The sequence below is a fragment of the Tenacibaculum tangerinum genome (genome assembly GCF_029853675.1).
GTDB lineage: Bacteria > Bacteroidota > Bacteroidia > Flavobacteriales > Flavobacteriaceae > Polaribacter > Polaribacter tangerinum_A.
In genome coordinates, this window is record NZ_CP122539.1 from 1,755,001 (window position 1) to 1,770,824 (window position 15,824).

Sequence of the window (15,824 nt, forward strand, 5' to 3'; positions counted from 1 at the left end):
TTTTATTAATGAAACAACTTCTATACTTATAACGATGCTTTGTAATAAAAACACCTTCACATTTTTATTATTTTCACTAATTAGCACACTTTGTATTGCTCAGGAATTCATTTACGAAAAACTAGGAGTAGATGAAGGACTACCAAGCTCTCAAGTGTACGATGCTTATCAAAGCAAAGAGGGTTATATATGGTTTGCTACTGACAAGGGAATATCTAGATATAACGGCTATGAGTTTGATAATTTCGACACCAATGATGGTTTAACTGGAAACGTAATATTACGCTTTTATCCTCAAAAAAATGGACAAATATGGTGCTATTCCTTTCATAACAAATCGCTTTTTCATTTTGATGAAGTATTTAAGGGTTTTAAACCCTACAAATACAACAATATACTCGCCAAAAACCTATCAACTGACAGTATCATAAAAAGCGTTTATATTGACGCTGCAAATAATTTGCATATAGGTGGATCAAGCATTGATGGAGAGTTGGTCATAGATCAAAAAGGGGTGGTTACAAATAATTATACCACCGAAGATTATTTTCATACTGATGCAACCTCTGAAAAAAGAATCGTACTTGAGGAGGCTAAAGATGTCCTAGACAACTCATTTTTTTCTCGACAAGTGACACTATTAAAATCAACACAAGTATATCTTCAAAACACACTGGTGCTCGTATCATGGCTGATTGGTTAGCACCTCAAAAAGTAGGTATCTTTACAAATGATAGTATCGTATCAATTGTACATAAAAACAACAAAAGTATTTTTCTAAAAGAAAAATACTCTCCAATAGCTATTAAAACTATTGATACTACACGTTTTTTTATTGGGTATGAATTTGGAGGTGGGAAAATCACAAACCAAAGGGGACGTATTTTAAAATCATTCTTAGAAGGCAAATCTGTTACCGACTTATTAATAGACCATGAAGGGGGGTATTGGTTTACCACCCTAAACTCTGGGGTATACTACGTTAAAAAACCATCAGTCAATATATATAATATTGCCAACCAAACCAACAATCATGTGAGTAGCCTAGCAAAAACAAAAGAGAAAGAGCTTTTAATTGGATACAATAATGGTAACATTCAAAAAATACTAAAAAACAGGCGTTCTATATCATTAGATACACCCAAAGGTAACCAACGTGCATTTGTTGAGAACAATCCTGTATCTAATACAACATATCTTTACAATACCGACGGCCTTATAAGTACCTCTACTAAAAAGAAGCTACTAGAAGAATATATATTGAAAATCTCAGAACCCATTGACAGTGCTGTTTTTATCTCAGGCACTAAACATTTTTATGCAATAAAGAGGAATAAAATCGCTGTAACGTACAAAAATTTGCCTTACAGGATTCACGATGTAACCACATGGAATAAAGACACCATTCTCAGCACCCCTTTAGGTGTTTTTAAATTCAATAGCGATAGCATTACTCCTTTATCAAAACAATCGACACTTTTTAATTTCAGGAGTGACGATATAGATGTGAGCAGAAATAAAAAAACCTTATACATTGCTACTCAAAATGCAGGATTGGTAATTAATGACGCTAATCACACTTACAATATCACTAAAAAAAATGGATTATATAGCGACATCATTAACGAAGTCTCTATTGAAAATGACTCTACAGTATGGTTGTGCACAAATAAGGGTATAAATAGAATTGTTTTTAGCAAAAACCATTATCAAGTTACTGGAATTGATAAAAAACAAGGGCTACTTAGTGATGAAATTGAAGACCTAGAAATTATAAATGATACCGTTTGGGCAGGAACCAAACAAGGATTGTGCTTTTTTCCAAAAAATCAACTCTTACCTACAAACTACAATAACAGTTATTTTAAGCTTAAGAAAGTATACCTAAATAATAATTCGAAAGACAGCATTAAAGATAACGCCAAACTATCTTATAAGGAAAATGAAATTGATTTTATTGTAGAAGGAATCTCTTTTGCAAATAAGGAGAACTTGCATTATCAGTACAGGTTGAACAATCATCGATTTTGGACTTCCACCAGAGAAAGAAAAATTCACTTTTCATCATTACCCCCCAACGACTATACTTTCGAAGCTAAAATGTGTTTCAACAGCAATAAGTGTTCAGAGAAAATAGTATCTTACTCCTTTAGTATTCTCCCTCCCTTTTGGAAGACAGGCTGGTTTAAAATAATTTGTGCAGTAGCTATTTGTATTCTCATTTATATATTCTTTAGAATACGAGTACTTACCTATAATAAAGACATTGTAAGAGAACTATTACGAGTATTACTAAAATACTTAAAAAGAAAAGAAGATATCTATTTTTCTTTTAAAGAGAACGGTAATGAAGTACGAATTAAATCACAAGACATACTATATATAAAATCTTCAGGAAATTACATAGATATTTTTACAAAAGACAAAACACATACGGTTCGTATGAATATTGGTAAATTCTTAGACCACATTCCTGACAAACTTGAATATATACGCATCCATCGTTCGTATATTGTTCGGATAGATAAAATTACTTCTAAATCTAAAGACAAACTAAAAATTAACGATATACAACTTCCTGTAAGTCAAAGCTACCTTAAAAACTTACAAAATATTCATTTTTAAGCACGAATAGTTCGTACCTAAAATACATAGCATTCGTACCAGCCTCATTTTAGCTGGTAACTATTTTAGCGGCTATCGGTAACAAAAGGGAATAAAGACACTGTCATGTATTTATAATTAAAATAGATTTGAAATAGTAATCATTTAAAAAATTTTAATTATGAAAAAATTAGTATTAATAATATTTGTAACAATAGGATTATTGGCTTGTAAAGAAGAAGAATCTATAATAACAGAAAATGATGCATTAAATATTCTCCAAGACAATAAGACACCACAAGAGTCAAAAATATTTGATTCAGACATAATAACTGAAGCTCAATTTGACTATATGTATTCTCTTCCATCATACAATATCGAAGAACTCAAAAGAGAATTAGAAAAATTAAGTCATGTAGCTAGCTTGAGGTCAGGAAATGTTTGGGGAATTGGTTTAAGTAATCATGTATATAAATGGAACGGAACATATTGGTATCAACCAAATACAGCAGCAAGATTAAAATTTGTTGAAGTTTCAAAACTCAATGATGGTAGTGTCTGGGGAATAGGCTTGAATAATCATGTATATCGATGGAATGGACAACATTGGTACCAGCCTAATACTGCTGCTAGGTTATATTTTATTTCTCCTCAATCATCTATGGTAGCTTTTGGAATAGGTGGTGAAGGAAAACTCTTCATAACGACTAATGGAGGTATAAATTGGTTGCGATTTACAAATGTAGAACGTGCAACTTGGATTTCAAGTGGTGATTTTTTACATCCTTTAACGATAAAAATAGACGACGACAAACTATCTCAATTCAATGTTTTTACATCTGTATTCGACGCAATAATTACTCCTTACACTTATGGAAGGAGACATTCGTCAATGACAGTTGAAGGTGGTTTATGGTCTATTGATTGGCACTATAGAGTATACAAAAGTCTAGATGGAGTTTCATTGCTTCAACCTAACCCAGCTGCTAGACTTCGTCAAATTTCTAGTAATAATTCAGATATAGCTTGGGGTATTGATTTAGAGAATAAAGTATATAAAACAGAAAATTCGGGAGAATGGTGGTTTCAACCTAATAGTGCTGCTCGTTTACAATATGTATCTGCAGCATGGTAATCTAAAATAAAAGCCGAATACTATAATAAATAGTTAACATTTAAGTATGGTCTAAAAACTCAAAAATTATCACAATGAAAAAAATATTTTTATCAATAATTTTCCTTATTAATTATACAATATTGTATGGACAAACTGAATGCTGTACTGAAACAACTAATTTAATTAAGAATGGAGATTTTGAACACGGTTCTCAACCAACTAACACTTCCAATAATATTGATTTAGCATCTTATTGGAATCCCATATGGAGTTATGGTAACCAAGCAGACCTTTATGATGAAAATCATTCTGCTGTTGGTAATCCACCAAGTCCTATGGACGGAAATTACGCCTCGTGCTGGATTGACAATAGAGTAGGAGACGCTACTTATAGAGAGGGCATGCAAGTAAAGTTGGGGTATAATGGATCACCTATAACTATTTTACCCAATACAGGAGATTATAATATGTCATTTGAGTTAGCTAGTTTGTATGGCTTTGGAAACGCAGAAATAGGTATATATGGAGTTTATAATCCACAGAACTCATTAGCCCCTACTCCAACATCTTCACATGCTCCAACTAATTTAGATTTATTTGGCGCAAACAATACCGTATTGTTAGAAACCATTCCTGTGCCTACTAACGCAAACAGTAATAAACAATTAATCTCAATTAGTTTTCCAACCAATTCAGCAAACTTCCCTAACAACGGAATAACACATATATTTATAACCAGAAGTAGTACGGTTTTACAAGGAGGTTACTATGTTGCTTTTGACAACTTTTGTATTTATAATAGAGAAGATGCGCCGAACCAAAGCAAGATAAAGTTTTCGAACACATATCAAAAAATAAAACAATTACCATCACAATATGGAACTACTGATGTAGCAATATATTGTTACCCTCCAGAAATAATTTTAGATGGTTCAAACAATCAAAATGAAACTTCGTATCAGATCGAAATCATGCCATTTGATTTACTTAATTGGACTAGCGGCTCTGTTATTTATGATACAGGTGAAATAGTTGGCCAAGTTCCAAATAGTGTAAATATAACTAATTCATATCCTTGGACATTAAATACCATTTACAGGGTAAAACTTGCCACGAAACCTTGCTATAATGAAGATAATATATTCTTTCAAATAGTAAATCCACCAGAAATAATGCTTCCTACCACTATATCAACATGCGATGGCAATTTCCAAGAAATATGTGGCCCAATAGCTCCTAATGGTTCCACATATACATACCAATGGTATGGACCTGACCATGACCCCACTTCTGTCATTCTTTTAGGAGAGGAAATGTGTTTTACACCATCACAAACGGGGAATTACACCTTAATGGTTACCGATGAAAATGGGTGTACAGCTAACCATACCATTAACGTATTAGATGAAATACCTCAACCCAATTTAGGAAACGATATTACTATAGAATGCGGGCAAAACCCTGTCGGTAATATTAACATATTAAATCAGGGTTTTGACGGCTCTAATTATACCATTACCTGGTATCACAACGGTCAAGAAATTCAAGTTGGAGGCGAAACATTAATGACCTCAATTGCCTCAGGAGAAGTAACGGTTGTTATAGCTGTAGACGGATGCAAATCTGTGTCCGACACTATTACAATTACCCAAGAATATTGCTGTCCTGAGGATTTACAATTAGTAATGGACTGTGAAACCAAAGAACTACGTGTAGAGAACCTCCCTAATAACATAACTATCAATACTATTTTCTGGGATTTAAACAATCAGACAATACCAAATGAAAATAACACCACACTGCAAGTTACTGAAGAAGGTATATACTCTTTTGGAATTATCTTTACCTTTCCTGATGGAACAGAGTGCCATGATTATATTCACTTTGAATATACAGAGGACTATTGCTGTGATGTTACTGGTTCTCAAGCGGTGGTTAGTATGTTAGGTGTAACTAATTATTACAATGTTACAAATACTCCATACGGACCTATGACCATACCAGCAATGTGTGGAAGAGTAGCTCTTGACGGTTCATTGAGTACTTGTGAAGATGCTTATTTTATATCGGTTGCCCCATTTGACCCTGCTTCTTGGAATACCAACCCCCCTATTTTTGAAGGTTGGATACAAGGACAAGCTCCTAATAATATCGATTTAACACAACCTCCATTTAATTTGGTATTCGATAATCAAACATTTTATATGATACAATTTGCTGTAGGTCCAAATTGGGATGATGAATATATTTTATTCTGGTATGATTGTGAAACCAAGAAAGAAATGGTAATTGCCCCCAACCCAAACCAAGGTATCTTTAAAGTTTCCATGACAAATAATGAAGAAGAAGGAATCTTAGAAGTGATAGATTTATCTGGAAATGTGATTTATAAAGGAACTATTTTCAAAGAAAACCCAACAGAAATAGATATTTCTAGAGAAAAATCAGGAGGGTATGTAGTAAAAGTTTCTATTAAAGGAGAAGTGTATACAGAAAAGATTATGAAAAACTAGCCAAAGAACTGAATCAGCTAAAACAGTATCTAAAAGCTAGAATTAAAAAAAATCTTTTTGTAGCAAGCACTATTTTGATTAAAAAACGAAGTGAGAAATTCTATCATCTTGAATTTATAATAAGATTGGATTTCTCACTTCGTTCTAAATGAACGATATTCATTTGAAAACAACTACTAAAGTGAATAGTATCTGATACCATTAAAGCACAAGAAAGCATACCATACAAATTCTGAACAATCTATAAGTGAATATCCCATAGCTTGGGTTGTAACCAAAACCTAAGATACTTTTTATTTAAAAAAAATCTGATAATTAAAACGATTTAAAAAGCTTACTTTTACACTGTAAAACACAATACTTAATAACAAATCAACTTCTTTGAAATACCTTCCTATATCTATTGTATGAAATAGGGTTTTACAATATCTTTGCGGTTTAAAATTTCCACTTGTAAGGAAATTACACAAAACATATCTATATAATGATTAAAATTACATTACCCGACGGGAGCGTTAAAGAATTTGAAATGAGTAGCACACCAATGGATGTTGCTAGGAGTATTAGCGAAGGTTTGGCTAGAAATGTTATTTCTGCTAATTTTAATGGAACTACTGTTGAAACCGCTACTCCTTTAACTACAGATGGCTCGTTGGTTTTATATACCTTTAATGACGCTGCTGGTAAAAAAGCTTTTTGGCACTCTTCTGCTCACGTATTGGCACAAGCAATTCAAGATTTTTATCCGAATGCAAAATTAACGATTGGTCCTGCTATTGAAAACGGGTTTTATTATGATGTTGATTTTGGAGAGGACACTATTTCTGAAAAAGATTTTGATAAAATAGAAAAGAAATTTTTAGAACGTGCTCGTGAAAAAGCGGAATTTAAAATGCGTGCTGTTTCTAAAGCCGATGCTTTAGCTTATTACAAAGCACAAGGCAACTCGTATAAGGTAGAACTTATTGAAGGGTTGGAAGATGGCGATATTACTTTTTGTGACCATAGTGATTTTACGGATTTATGTCGTGGAGGACATATTCCGAATACTGGAATTATCAAGGCTGTAAAAATCATGAACGTTGCTGGTGCTTATTGGCGTGGTGACGAAAAGAACAATCAGCTAACTCGTGTGTATGGAATTTCTTTTCCGAAGCAAAAAGAGTTAAAAGAGTATTTAGAACTACTTGAAGAAGCTAAAAAACGTGACCATAGAAAATTAGGTAAAGAGTTAGAATTGTTTACCTTTTCTCAAAAAGTAGGGCAAGGTTTGCCTTTATGGTTACCAAAAGGTGCTGCGTTGCGCAATCGATTAGAAGATTTCTTAAAAGCTGCTCAAAAAAAGGCAGGGTATGAAATGGTAATGACTCCGCATATCGGACAAAAAGAACTGTATGTTACTTCTGGCCATTATGCAAAATATGGCGAAGACAGTTTTCAGCCCATTACCACTCCTAAAGAAGACGAAGAGTTTTTGCTAAAACCGATGAACTGTCCGCATCACTGTGAGGTATACAACCACAAACCCTATTCGTATAAAGATTTACCAAAACGTTTTGCTGAATTTGGCACGGTATATCGGTACGAACAAAGCGGCGAGCTTCACGGATTGACTCGTGTGCGTGGTTTTACGCAAGATGATGCTCATATTTTCTGTACCCAAGAACAATTAGATGAAGAGTTTAAAAATGTAATTGACTTGGTATTATATGTCTTCGGATCTTTAGGCTTTGAAGATTTTACTGCTCAGGTATCTATTAGAGATATGGAGAACCTTAACAAATACATAGGTCCGGTTGAAAACTGGGAAAAAGCGGAGCAAGCAATTATCAATGCGGCAAAAGACAAAGGTTTAGATTATGTAGTTGAAGAAGGTGAAGCTGCTTTTTATGGCCCGAAGTTAGACTTTATGGTGAAGGATGCTTTAGGAAGAAGTTGGCAGTTAGGCACTATTCAAGTAGATTACAACTTACCCGAACGTTTTGATTTACACTACAAAGGAGCTGATAACCAATTGCACCGACCAGTCATGATTCACCGTGCACCGTTTGGTTCTATGGAGCGTTTTATTGCCGTTTTATTAGAACACACAGCAGGTAATTTTCCTCTTTGGTTAACTCCCGAACAAGTTATTGTACTGCCAATCAGTGAGAAATATCAAAAATATACCAAAAAAGTTTTAACTTTGTTGGAAAATTCCGAAATTCGCACCCTCGTTGATAACCGCAATGAGAAGACTGGAAGAAAGATACGTGATGCCGAAGTTAGCAAAATACCTTTTATGGTTATTGTTGGTGAGCAGGAAGAAAAAGATGGCACGGTATCTGTTAGAAAGCATGGCGAAGGTGATTTAGGAACATTTACTACCGAAGAGTTCATTTCTCTAATACAGAAAGAAGTTAGTAAAACATTGGTTCCTTTTGGAAGTTAAAAAAATAGATAATAATTTAAAATTTATAAGTCATAGCAATTAGAAGAAAAGGCGGGAGAAGACCCGTAAGAGTAATTAAAGAAGATCAACATAGAATTAACGGAAAAATTAGAAATGTTGATGAAGTTCGTCTCGTAGGCGATAACGTTGAAGTAGGTGTATATCCTTTAGCTAAGGCAAAGGAAATTGCCAGGGAGTTAGAATTAGATTTAGTTGAAATTTCACCTAAAGCGGTTCCTCCTGTATGTAAAGTTATTGATTACAAAAAGTTTTTATACGAGCAAAAGAAACGCGAAAAAGCTTTAAAAGCAAAAGCTACTAAAGTTACCGTAAAGGAAATTCGTTTCGGACCTCAAACTGATGAACATGATTACGAATTTAAAAAGAAGCATGCAATTAAGTTCTTACAAGACGGAGCTAAATTGAAAGCTTTTGTATTCTTCAAAGGTCGTTCGATTGTATTTAAAGAGCAAGGACAAATTTTGCTATTAAAATTAGCTCAAGAATTAGAAGAATACGGTAAAGTAGAGCAAATGCCGAAATTAGAAGGAAAACGTATGATTATGTTTATTGCGCCTAAAAAGACGAAATAAGCTACATAAAAATAATATAAGCAAGATAAAACTAAAGAACAAAGATGCCTAAAATTAAAACAAAATCTAGTGCTAAGAAACGTTTCAAGTTAACTGGTACTGGAAAAATCAAAAGAAAGCACGCGTTTAAAAGTCATATTTTAACAAAAAAGTCTAAAAAACGTAAGCTTGCATTAACACACGCTACATTAGTACATAAGTCTGATGAAGCAAACATTAAGCAACAATTAGTATTAAAATAATTGTTAGCTAGGTAGTAAATTAATTATTAACCATGGAGTTGGGCAATAAAGAGTTTTGCGTTTTGAGTTACTAGTTTTGAGTTAAACACAACAAAAACTACTCACTTAAAACTGTGCAAACCGCCTACTACAAAAATACATTTGAATTATGCCAAGATCAGTAAATTCAGTAGCTTCAAGAAATAGAAGAAAAAAATCTTGAAGCAAGCAAAAGGTTACTTCGGACGTCGTAAAAACGTTTACACAGTAGCAAAAAATGCGGTTGAAAAAGGAATGTTATATGCATACCGTGACCGTAAAAACAATAAGAGAAACTTCCGTTCATTATGGATTCAACGTATCAACGCTGGAGCTCGTCAGTTCGGAATGTCTTACTCTCAGTTTATGGGGAAAGTAAAAGCTAATAATATCGAATTAAACCGTAAGGTTTTAGCCGATTTAGCGATGAACAACCCAGAAGCTTTTAAGGCGATTGTAGAAAAAGTAAAATAAGTTTCATAACCTTGCTTATACTAAAAACCCAAACCTTATCGTTTGGGTTTTTTTAAACCACTTATAGTTACTCATTAAAATAATATCTATATCTATGAAATTTTTAAAAATAGTATTTCTCTTTGTGTTAGCTCAACATAGTGTTGCTCAAAACACATTGTCGAAAGAAGAAGTTAAAGATTTACCTAACACTATCGAAAATCAATTTTTAAAGACATATAGGCTTTCTAACAATTGGCAAGAATATAAAATGATAAACCGTAGTGTGTTCTTAACTTTTCAAAAGAATGTGCTAGATAGTGTAGCTGCCATAAAAAAAGAAAGTGCTAGCAAACAAGTAAAAATTGACGAGCAACAAAAAAATATTGCCCAATTACAAACTGAAATAGATCGATTAAACAAAGATTTAACGGCCTCTGTTAACAAAGAAGATACTATTTCTTTTGTTGGCATTCCACTTGACAAAACCACTTACAACACCTTAGTTTGGGCTATTATTTTTGCGCTACTTATTGGATTGCTTTTCTTTCTTTATCGATTTAAAAACAGCAACATAATTACCAAGCAAACTAAAAATTTATTAGAAGAAGTAGAACAGGAGTTCGAACAACATAAAAGAAAAGCTTTAGAGAAAGAGCAAAAACTACGTAGACAATTACAAGACGAGATTAATAAACAACGTGGCGTAAGTTAATTTCTACCACTACAACAAAGTTAAATCCCCGGGCAAGAAACTCGGGGATTTAAGTACTCTAACACTAGAATGTTTGAGTTGAGAACTCTGGCTTATTTTTAAATAGTACACCTTGAGTTTTTTAATAAAAAAATAGCAACTCTTAGCTGTTTTTTTAATATAAGTTACTGTAATTTCTTTTGCTATGACAACCCTGAAATCACTCCACTATTATCAATACTCATATTTTCAGAAGCAGGATTTGCAGGCAAACCTGGCATACGCATCATTTTTCCTAAAATAGGAATGATAAACTGTGCTCCTGCCGCTATTTCAATTTCACGCACATTTACCGTAAATCCTTTAGGTCTTCCAATTAACCTCTCGTCGTCTGAAAAAGATTTTTGGGTTTTTGCCATACATACCGCAAAATCATTAAAACCTAATCGATTAATTCTTCGCAGATTTAACTCTGCCTTTTTATCATAAGTGACACCATCTGCTCCGTAGATTTCTTTGGCAATTATTTCTATTTTTTCTTTTACAGGACTTTTCCAATCATACAAAGGTTTGTAGTGTGTGGCTTTATTTTCAACTACATCAACTACAGCTTTGGCTAAGTTTATAGTTCCTTCACCTCCTTTTGCCCATCCTTCTGAAACTACTGCTTGAACTCCTAACTCGCTGCAGGCATCAATCACAAACTGCACTTCTTCGTCTGAATCAGAAATAAAAGAGTTTATTGCTACCACGGGTTCTATATGGAACTTTCTAATGTTTTCAATATGCTTTTCTACATTTTCAAATCCGTTTTGAACACGTGCTACATTAGGGGTATTGTATTCTTCTTTTGGCGAACCTCCGTGATGACGCAAAGCTCTAATCGTAACGACCAATACAACACATTTTGGGTTTAACCCAGCATATTGCGATTTAATATTCAAGAATTTTTCGGCACCTAAATCGGCACCAAAACCTGCTTCAGTAACCACATAATTCGATAAAGACAATCCCATTTTCGTCGCAATAATCGTATTCGTTCCTTGTGCAATATTTGCAAAAGGACCACCATGAATAATCGCCGGATTTTCTTCTAAGGTTTGCACTAAATTAGGCTTAATTGCATCTTTTAATAAAATAGCCATGGCATCTTGTGCTTTTAAATCGCGGGCAAAAACTGGCTTGTTATCAAAAGTAAATCCGATAAATATATTTCCTAATCGTTCTTTTAAATCATCAAAAGAGGTTGCCATACAAAGAATAGCCATTACTTCTGATGCTGGTGTAATGTTGAATCCATCTTCTCTAGGAATTCCGTTTGCTGTTCCTCCTAAACCGATGGTAATTTGACGTAACGAGCGATCGTTCATATCGATAACACGTTTCCATAAAATAGTACGGGGGTCGATATTTAAGTTATTCGTTTTACTTTGTAGATTATTGTCTATTAACGCAGACAATAAATTATTAGCTTTTTCAATAGCATTAAAGTCTCCTGTAAAATGCAAGTTGATGTCTTCCATAGGAACTACTTGCGAATATCCACCACCAGCAGCTCCACCTTTAATTCCAAAAACAGGCCCTAATGAAGGTTCTCTCAATACTACAGTAGCCTGTTTTTCTATGATATTCAATCCTTCTGTTAATCCTATAGAAACCGTAGTTTTTCCTTCTCCAGCAGGTGTTGGGGTTAATGCTGTTACCAACACTAAATTATTTTCTTTAATTTTTTCTTCATCTATTAAATTCAGCGGTAATTTAGCTTTGTATTTTCCATACATTTCTAAATCATCTTCAGCCACTTGTAACTTCGCAGCTATATGCTTAATATGTTGCAACTCTTTTGCTTGAGCAATCTCAATATCGGTTAAATGCGCCATGGCAAATTATTTAAAATTTAAGTTATTTTTTTACTAAAAAGCAGGTAAATATACACATAATAATTCCCACAGAAACTGACATTTGTTAGCTATTATTCCTCAATTAGTATCTAATCACATAAATATGGTAAAAGAATTGGCTTTTCTTTTAATGAAACGCTATATTTGCACGTTTTAAAAATAAAGTCGATTTAAATTATTTACAATGCAAAACAAAGGATTAATTAAATTATTTGCTATACTTTTTGGTTTAGTAAGTATTTATCAGTTATCGTTTACCTTCTTTGCCAACAAGGTAGAAGATAGTGCGAAAGAGTATGCAAGAGCGAATGTTACAGATAACAATGGTAGAGCTTTAGCTGAATATGAACGAAAATATTTAGATAGCGTAGCTAACAAAGAGGTCATAGACTTAGGTTTTACAGAATACTCTTACAACGACATCAAGAACAAAGAAATGAATTTAGGTCTTGATTTAAAAGGGGGTATTAATGCCATTTTACAGGTATCGGTAAAAGATATCTTAATCGGATTGTCTAACGATTCTCAAAACGCTACTTTTAAGCAAGCATTAACAAATGCTGACGAAGCTCAAAAAGATAGCCAAGAGAACTACTTAGATTTATTCTACAGCGAGTTCGAAAAATTAAGCAAGGGTAGTGTTAAATTAAGCGACCCAAGCATTTTTGGAACTAAAGCTTTACGTGATAAAATAGACTTCAACAAAACAAACGAGCAGGTTAAATCGACTTTACAAGAAGAAATCAACACTTCTATCAACACTGCTTTTGAAGTATTACGTAGCCGTATTGATAAATTTGGAGTGGTACAACCCAACATTCAACGTATTGGTACTTCAGGAAGAATTCAAGTAGAATTACCAGGTGCGAAAGATATTGAGCGTGCTAAAAAATTATTACAAAGTACTGCTGAATTACAGTTTTGGGAAGTACATACAAATGCCGATGTTCAAAACTTTTTCTTTGCAGCAAACGCTAAAGTTGCTGAACTGTTAAAAGATGATACAGCTACTGAAAAAAGTACCGATAGTACTAAAACAGGTAGTGACATTGATGATTTATTAGGAGAATCAGCAGATTCAACAAAGGTGGAAACTCAAAAGAATTTATTCACTTACTTATTTCCAAACATAGCTCAAAGTCCACAACAAGTAACTTCTTTGGTAGCACAAGCTAGAGTTCAAGATACCGCAAAGGTAAATAGCTTCTTACGTAACAAAGAGGTAAGAGCTTTACTACCTAACAATTTAAAGTACACGAAGTTTTTATGGGATTATAAGTCATTTACGCCTCAAAGAAACGCTCAAAACCAAGATGCTGAGCTGTTTGACATGATTGGCTTGTATGCTATTAAATCGAACAGAAAAGACCAAGCACCTATTGAAGGAGACGTGATTGCAGATGCAAAACAAGAATACGATCAGCTGAGTAAACCCGTAGTTTCAATGATGATGAATGGTTCGGGTACCAAGCAATGGGCAAAAATGACGAGCGAAAATGTTGGAAAGTACGTGGCTGTGGTGTTAGATGATTATGTATATACTGCTCCTGTTGTAAATGGTGCGATTACTGGAGGTAATACACAAATTTCTGGAGGTACAATGAGCGTTACTGAAGCACAAGATATTGCCACTGTATTAAAGGCAGGTAAATTGCCTGCTCCTGCAAGAGCTATTCAAATGGAAGTAGTAGGACCATCATTAGGTAAGGAATCTATCGATGCAAGTATGTGGTCGTTCGGATTGGCTATTGTTTTAGTATTGCTTTGGATGTTTTTATACTATGGTAAGGCTGGTTTATACGCCAATATTGCCTTGGTGGTAAATATTTTATTCATCTATGGTTGGTTAGCTTCTTTTGGAGCTGTATTAACATTACCAGGTATTGCAGGTATTATCTTAACCATAGGTATGTCGGTAGATGCTAACGTAATTATTTTCGAAAGAATTAAAGAAGCCTTACATAGAGGTAAAAATCTAGCAGAATCTGTAGATGAAGGATTTAGCTTCAAAGGAGCATTATCTGCCATTATCGATGCGAACATCACTACATTCTTAACTGGAGTTATCTTATATGTGTTTGGTACAGGACCGATTAAGGGGTTTGCATACACATTAATGTTAGGTATTGGTACTTCTTTATTTACTGCAATCTTTATCACTCGTTTATTTATTGACGGTGCTGTTAATAAAGGAACGAACTTAACATTCAATACCAATATTTCTAAGAACTGGTTTCAAAATATTAATATTGAATTTTTACAAAAACGTAAAGTTGCCTACATCATTTCAGGTTTCTTTATCGCTGTTGGATTAGTTTCTATATTAACAGTAGGTTTAAAACAAGGAGTAGATTTTAAAGGAGGGCGTTCGTATGTAGTACGTTTTGATAAGGCAATGAAAGGTAATGAAGTTGCCGAATCATTGAAAGGTGTATTTGGAACTGCTCCTGAAGTAAAAACCTATGGTTCTGACCAGCAATTAAAAATTACTACTGCTTATAAGATAGATGAAGAAGGTACTGAAGTAGACGATCAAGTGCAAAATGCACTATACCAAGGATTAAAACCATATTTAGGTGATACTACTTATGAAAACTTTAAACCTGGCTTTGAAAAAGCAGGAAGCGGTATTATGAGCTACATGAAGGTAGAACCTACCATTGCTGATGATATTAAGCAAGCCGCTTTATGGGCTGTATTAGGTTCGTTAATCGTAGTATTCTTATATATCTTATTGCGTTTTAGAAAAATGGCGTATTCTATCGGTGCGGTTGTGGCAGTTTTCCATGATGTATTGGTGGTATTAGGAGTATTCTCTCTACTGTATAAATTCATGCCATTTGATATGGAAATCGGTCAATCGTTCATTGCAGCTATATTAACCGTAGTAGGATACTCGTTAAACGATACCGTGGTTATTTTTGATAGAATTAGAGAATTTACCGAGGGTAAAAACACCATAACTACAAACCTAGTTAACAAAGCATTAAATAGCACGTTAGGAAGAACTATCAATACTTCATTAACAACCTTATTAGTAATGCTTGCTATCTTCTTCTTTGGAGGAGACAGTATTAAAGGATTTATGTTCGCATTAATTATAGGGGTAATAGTAGGTACCTACTCTTCTTTATTTGTTGCAACGCCAATTATGTTTGACGTTTCAAAAAAGCAAGAAAAAAATAATATAGATACAAACAAACATAAAACCGTTTTGAATAAACTTCAAAACGGTTTTTTCATTTAATATCAAGCCAC

General features: G+C 33.7%; 10 protein-coding genes and 1 pseudogene. 10 read left to right on the forward strand and 1 reads right to left on the reverse strand.

Annotated features, from left to right (window positions below):
* Window positions 1-34 precede the first annotated feature (34 nt).
* The 9 genes and pseudogenes from P8625_RS07695 to P8625_RS07735 all read left to right on the forward strand — a co-directional run bounded on the left by P8625_RS07695 (window position 35) and on the right by P8625_RS07735 (window position 10,686).
* Complete coding sequence (locus P8625_RS07695; RefSeq protein WP_279652864.1) at window positions 35-703, forward strand: two-component regulator propeller domain-containing protein; 669 nt, start codon at window positions 35-37, stop codon at window positions 701-703.
* The gene (locus P8625_RS07700) at window positions 688-2,625 is read left to right on the forward strand and encodes a LytTR family DNA-binding domain-containing protein (protein WP_279652865.1); all 1,938 of its coding nucleotides are present in this window, start codon (window positions 688-690) and stop codon (window positions 2,623-2,625) included. Before P8625_RS07695 ends, P8625_RS07700 begins: the two co-directional genes overlap by 16 nt.
* A gap of 160 nt (window positions 2,626-2,785) precedes the next feature.
* Complete coding sequence (locus tag P8625_RS07705) at window positions 2,786-3,739, forward strand: tectonin domain-containing protein (protein WP_279652866.1); 954 nt, start codon at window positions 2,786-2,788, stop codon at window positions 3,737-3,739.
* Between the two features lie 74 nt (window positions 3,740-3,813).
* Window positions 3,814-6,234: a T9SS type A sorting domain-containing protein gene (locus P8625_RS07710; RefSeq protein ID WP_279652867.1), complete on the forward strand. Its 2,421-nt coding sequence runs from the start codon at window positions 3,814-3,816 to the stop codon at window positions 6,232-6,234.
* Between the two features lie 484 nt (window positions 6,235-6,718).
* Window positions 6,719-8,665: a threonine--tRNA ligase gene (gene thrS, locus P8625_RS07715; RefSeq protein ID WP_279652868.1), complete on the forward strand. Its 1,947-nt coding sequence runs from the start codon at window positions 6,719-6,721 to the stop codon at window positions 8,663-8,665.
* Between the two features lie 74 nt (window positions 8,666-8,739).
* Window positions 8,740-9,258, forward strand: coding sequence for a translation initiation factor IF-3 (gene infC / locus P8625_RS07720; RefSeq protein WP_279652930.1), 519 nt, complete (start codon window positions 8,740-8,742; stop codon window positions 9,256-9,258).
* 44 nt (window positions 9,259-9,302) lie between these two features.
* Window positions 9,303-9,500 (forward strand): 50S ribosomal protein L35, encoded by a 198-nt coding sequence (gene rpmI, locus P8625_RS07725; protein ID WP_047790515.1) that lies wholly within the window; start codon window positions 9,303-9,305, stop codon window positions 9,498-9,500.
* 148 nt (window positions 9,501-9,648) lie between these two features.
* Window positions 9,649-9,992, forward strand: a pseudogene (gene rplT, locus P8625_RS07730) (50S ribosomal protein L20).
* Window positions 9,993-10,086: 94 nt separating this feature from the next.
* A complete protein-coding gene (locus tag P8625_RS07735) occupies window positions 10,087-10,686 on the forward strand; it encodes a coiled-coil domain-containing protein (protein WP_279652869.1) in 600 nt (199 codons plus the stop codon).
* 182 nt (window positions 10,687-10,868) lie between these two features.
* Here the strand turns inward: P8625_RS07735 and P8625_RS07740 are convergent, their stop codons facing one another.
* Window positions 10,869-12,545, reverse strand: coding sequence for a formate--tetrahydrofolate ligase (locus P8625_RS07740; protein WP_279652870.1), 1,677 nt, complete (start codon window positions 12,543-12,545; stop codon window positions 10,869-10,871).
* A gap of 205 nt (window positions 12,546-12,750) precedes the next feature.
* Between P8625_RS07740 and secDF the strand changes: the two genes are divergently transcribed.
* Window positions 12,751-15,813: a protein translocase subunit SecDF gene (secDF, locus tag P8625_RS07745; RefSeq protein ID WP_279652871.1), complete on the forward strand. Its 3,063-nt coding sequence runs from the start codon at window positions 12,751-12,753 to the stop codon at window positions 15,811-15,813.
* The last annotated feature ends 11 nt before the right edge of the window (window positions 15,814-15,824 follow it).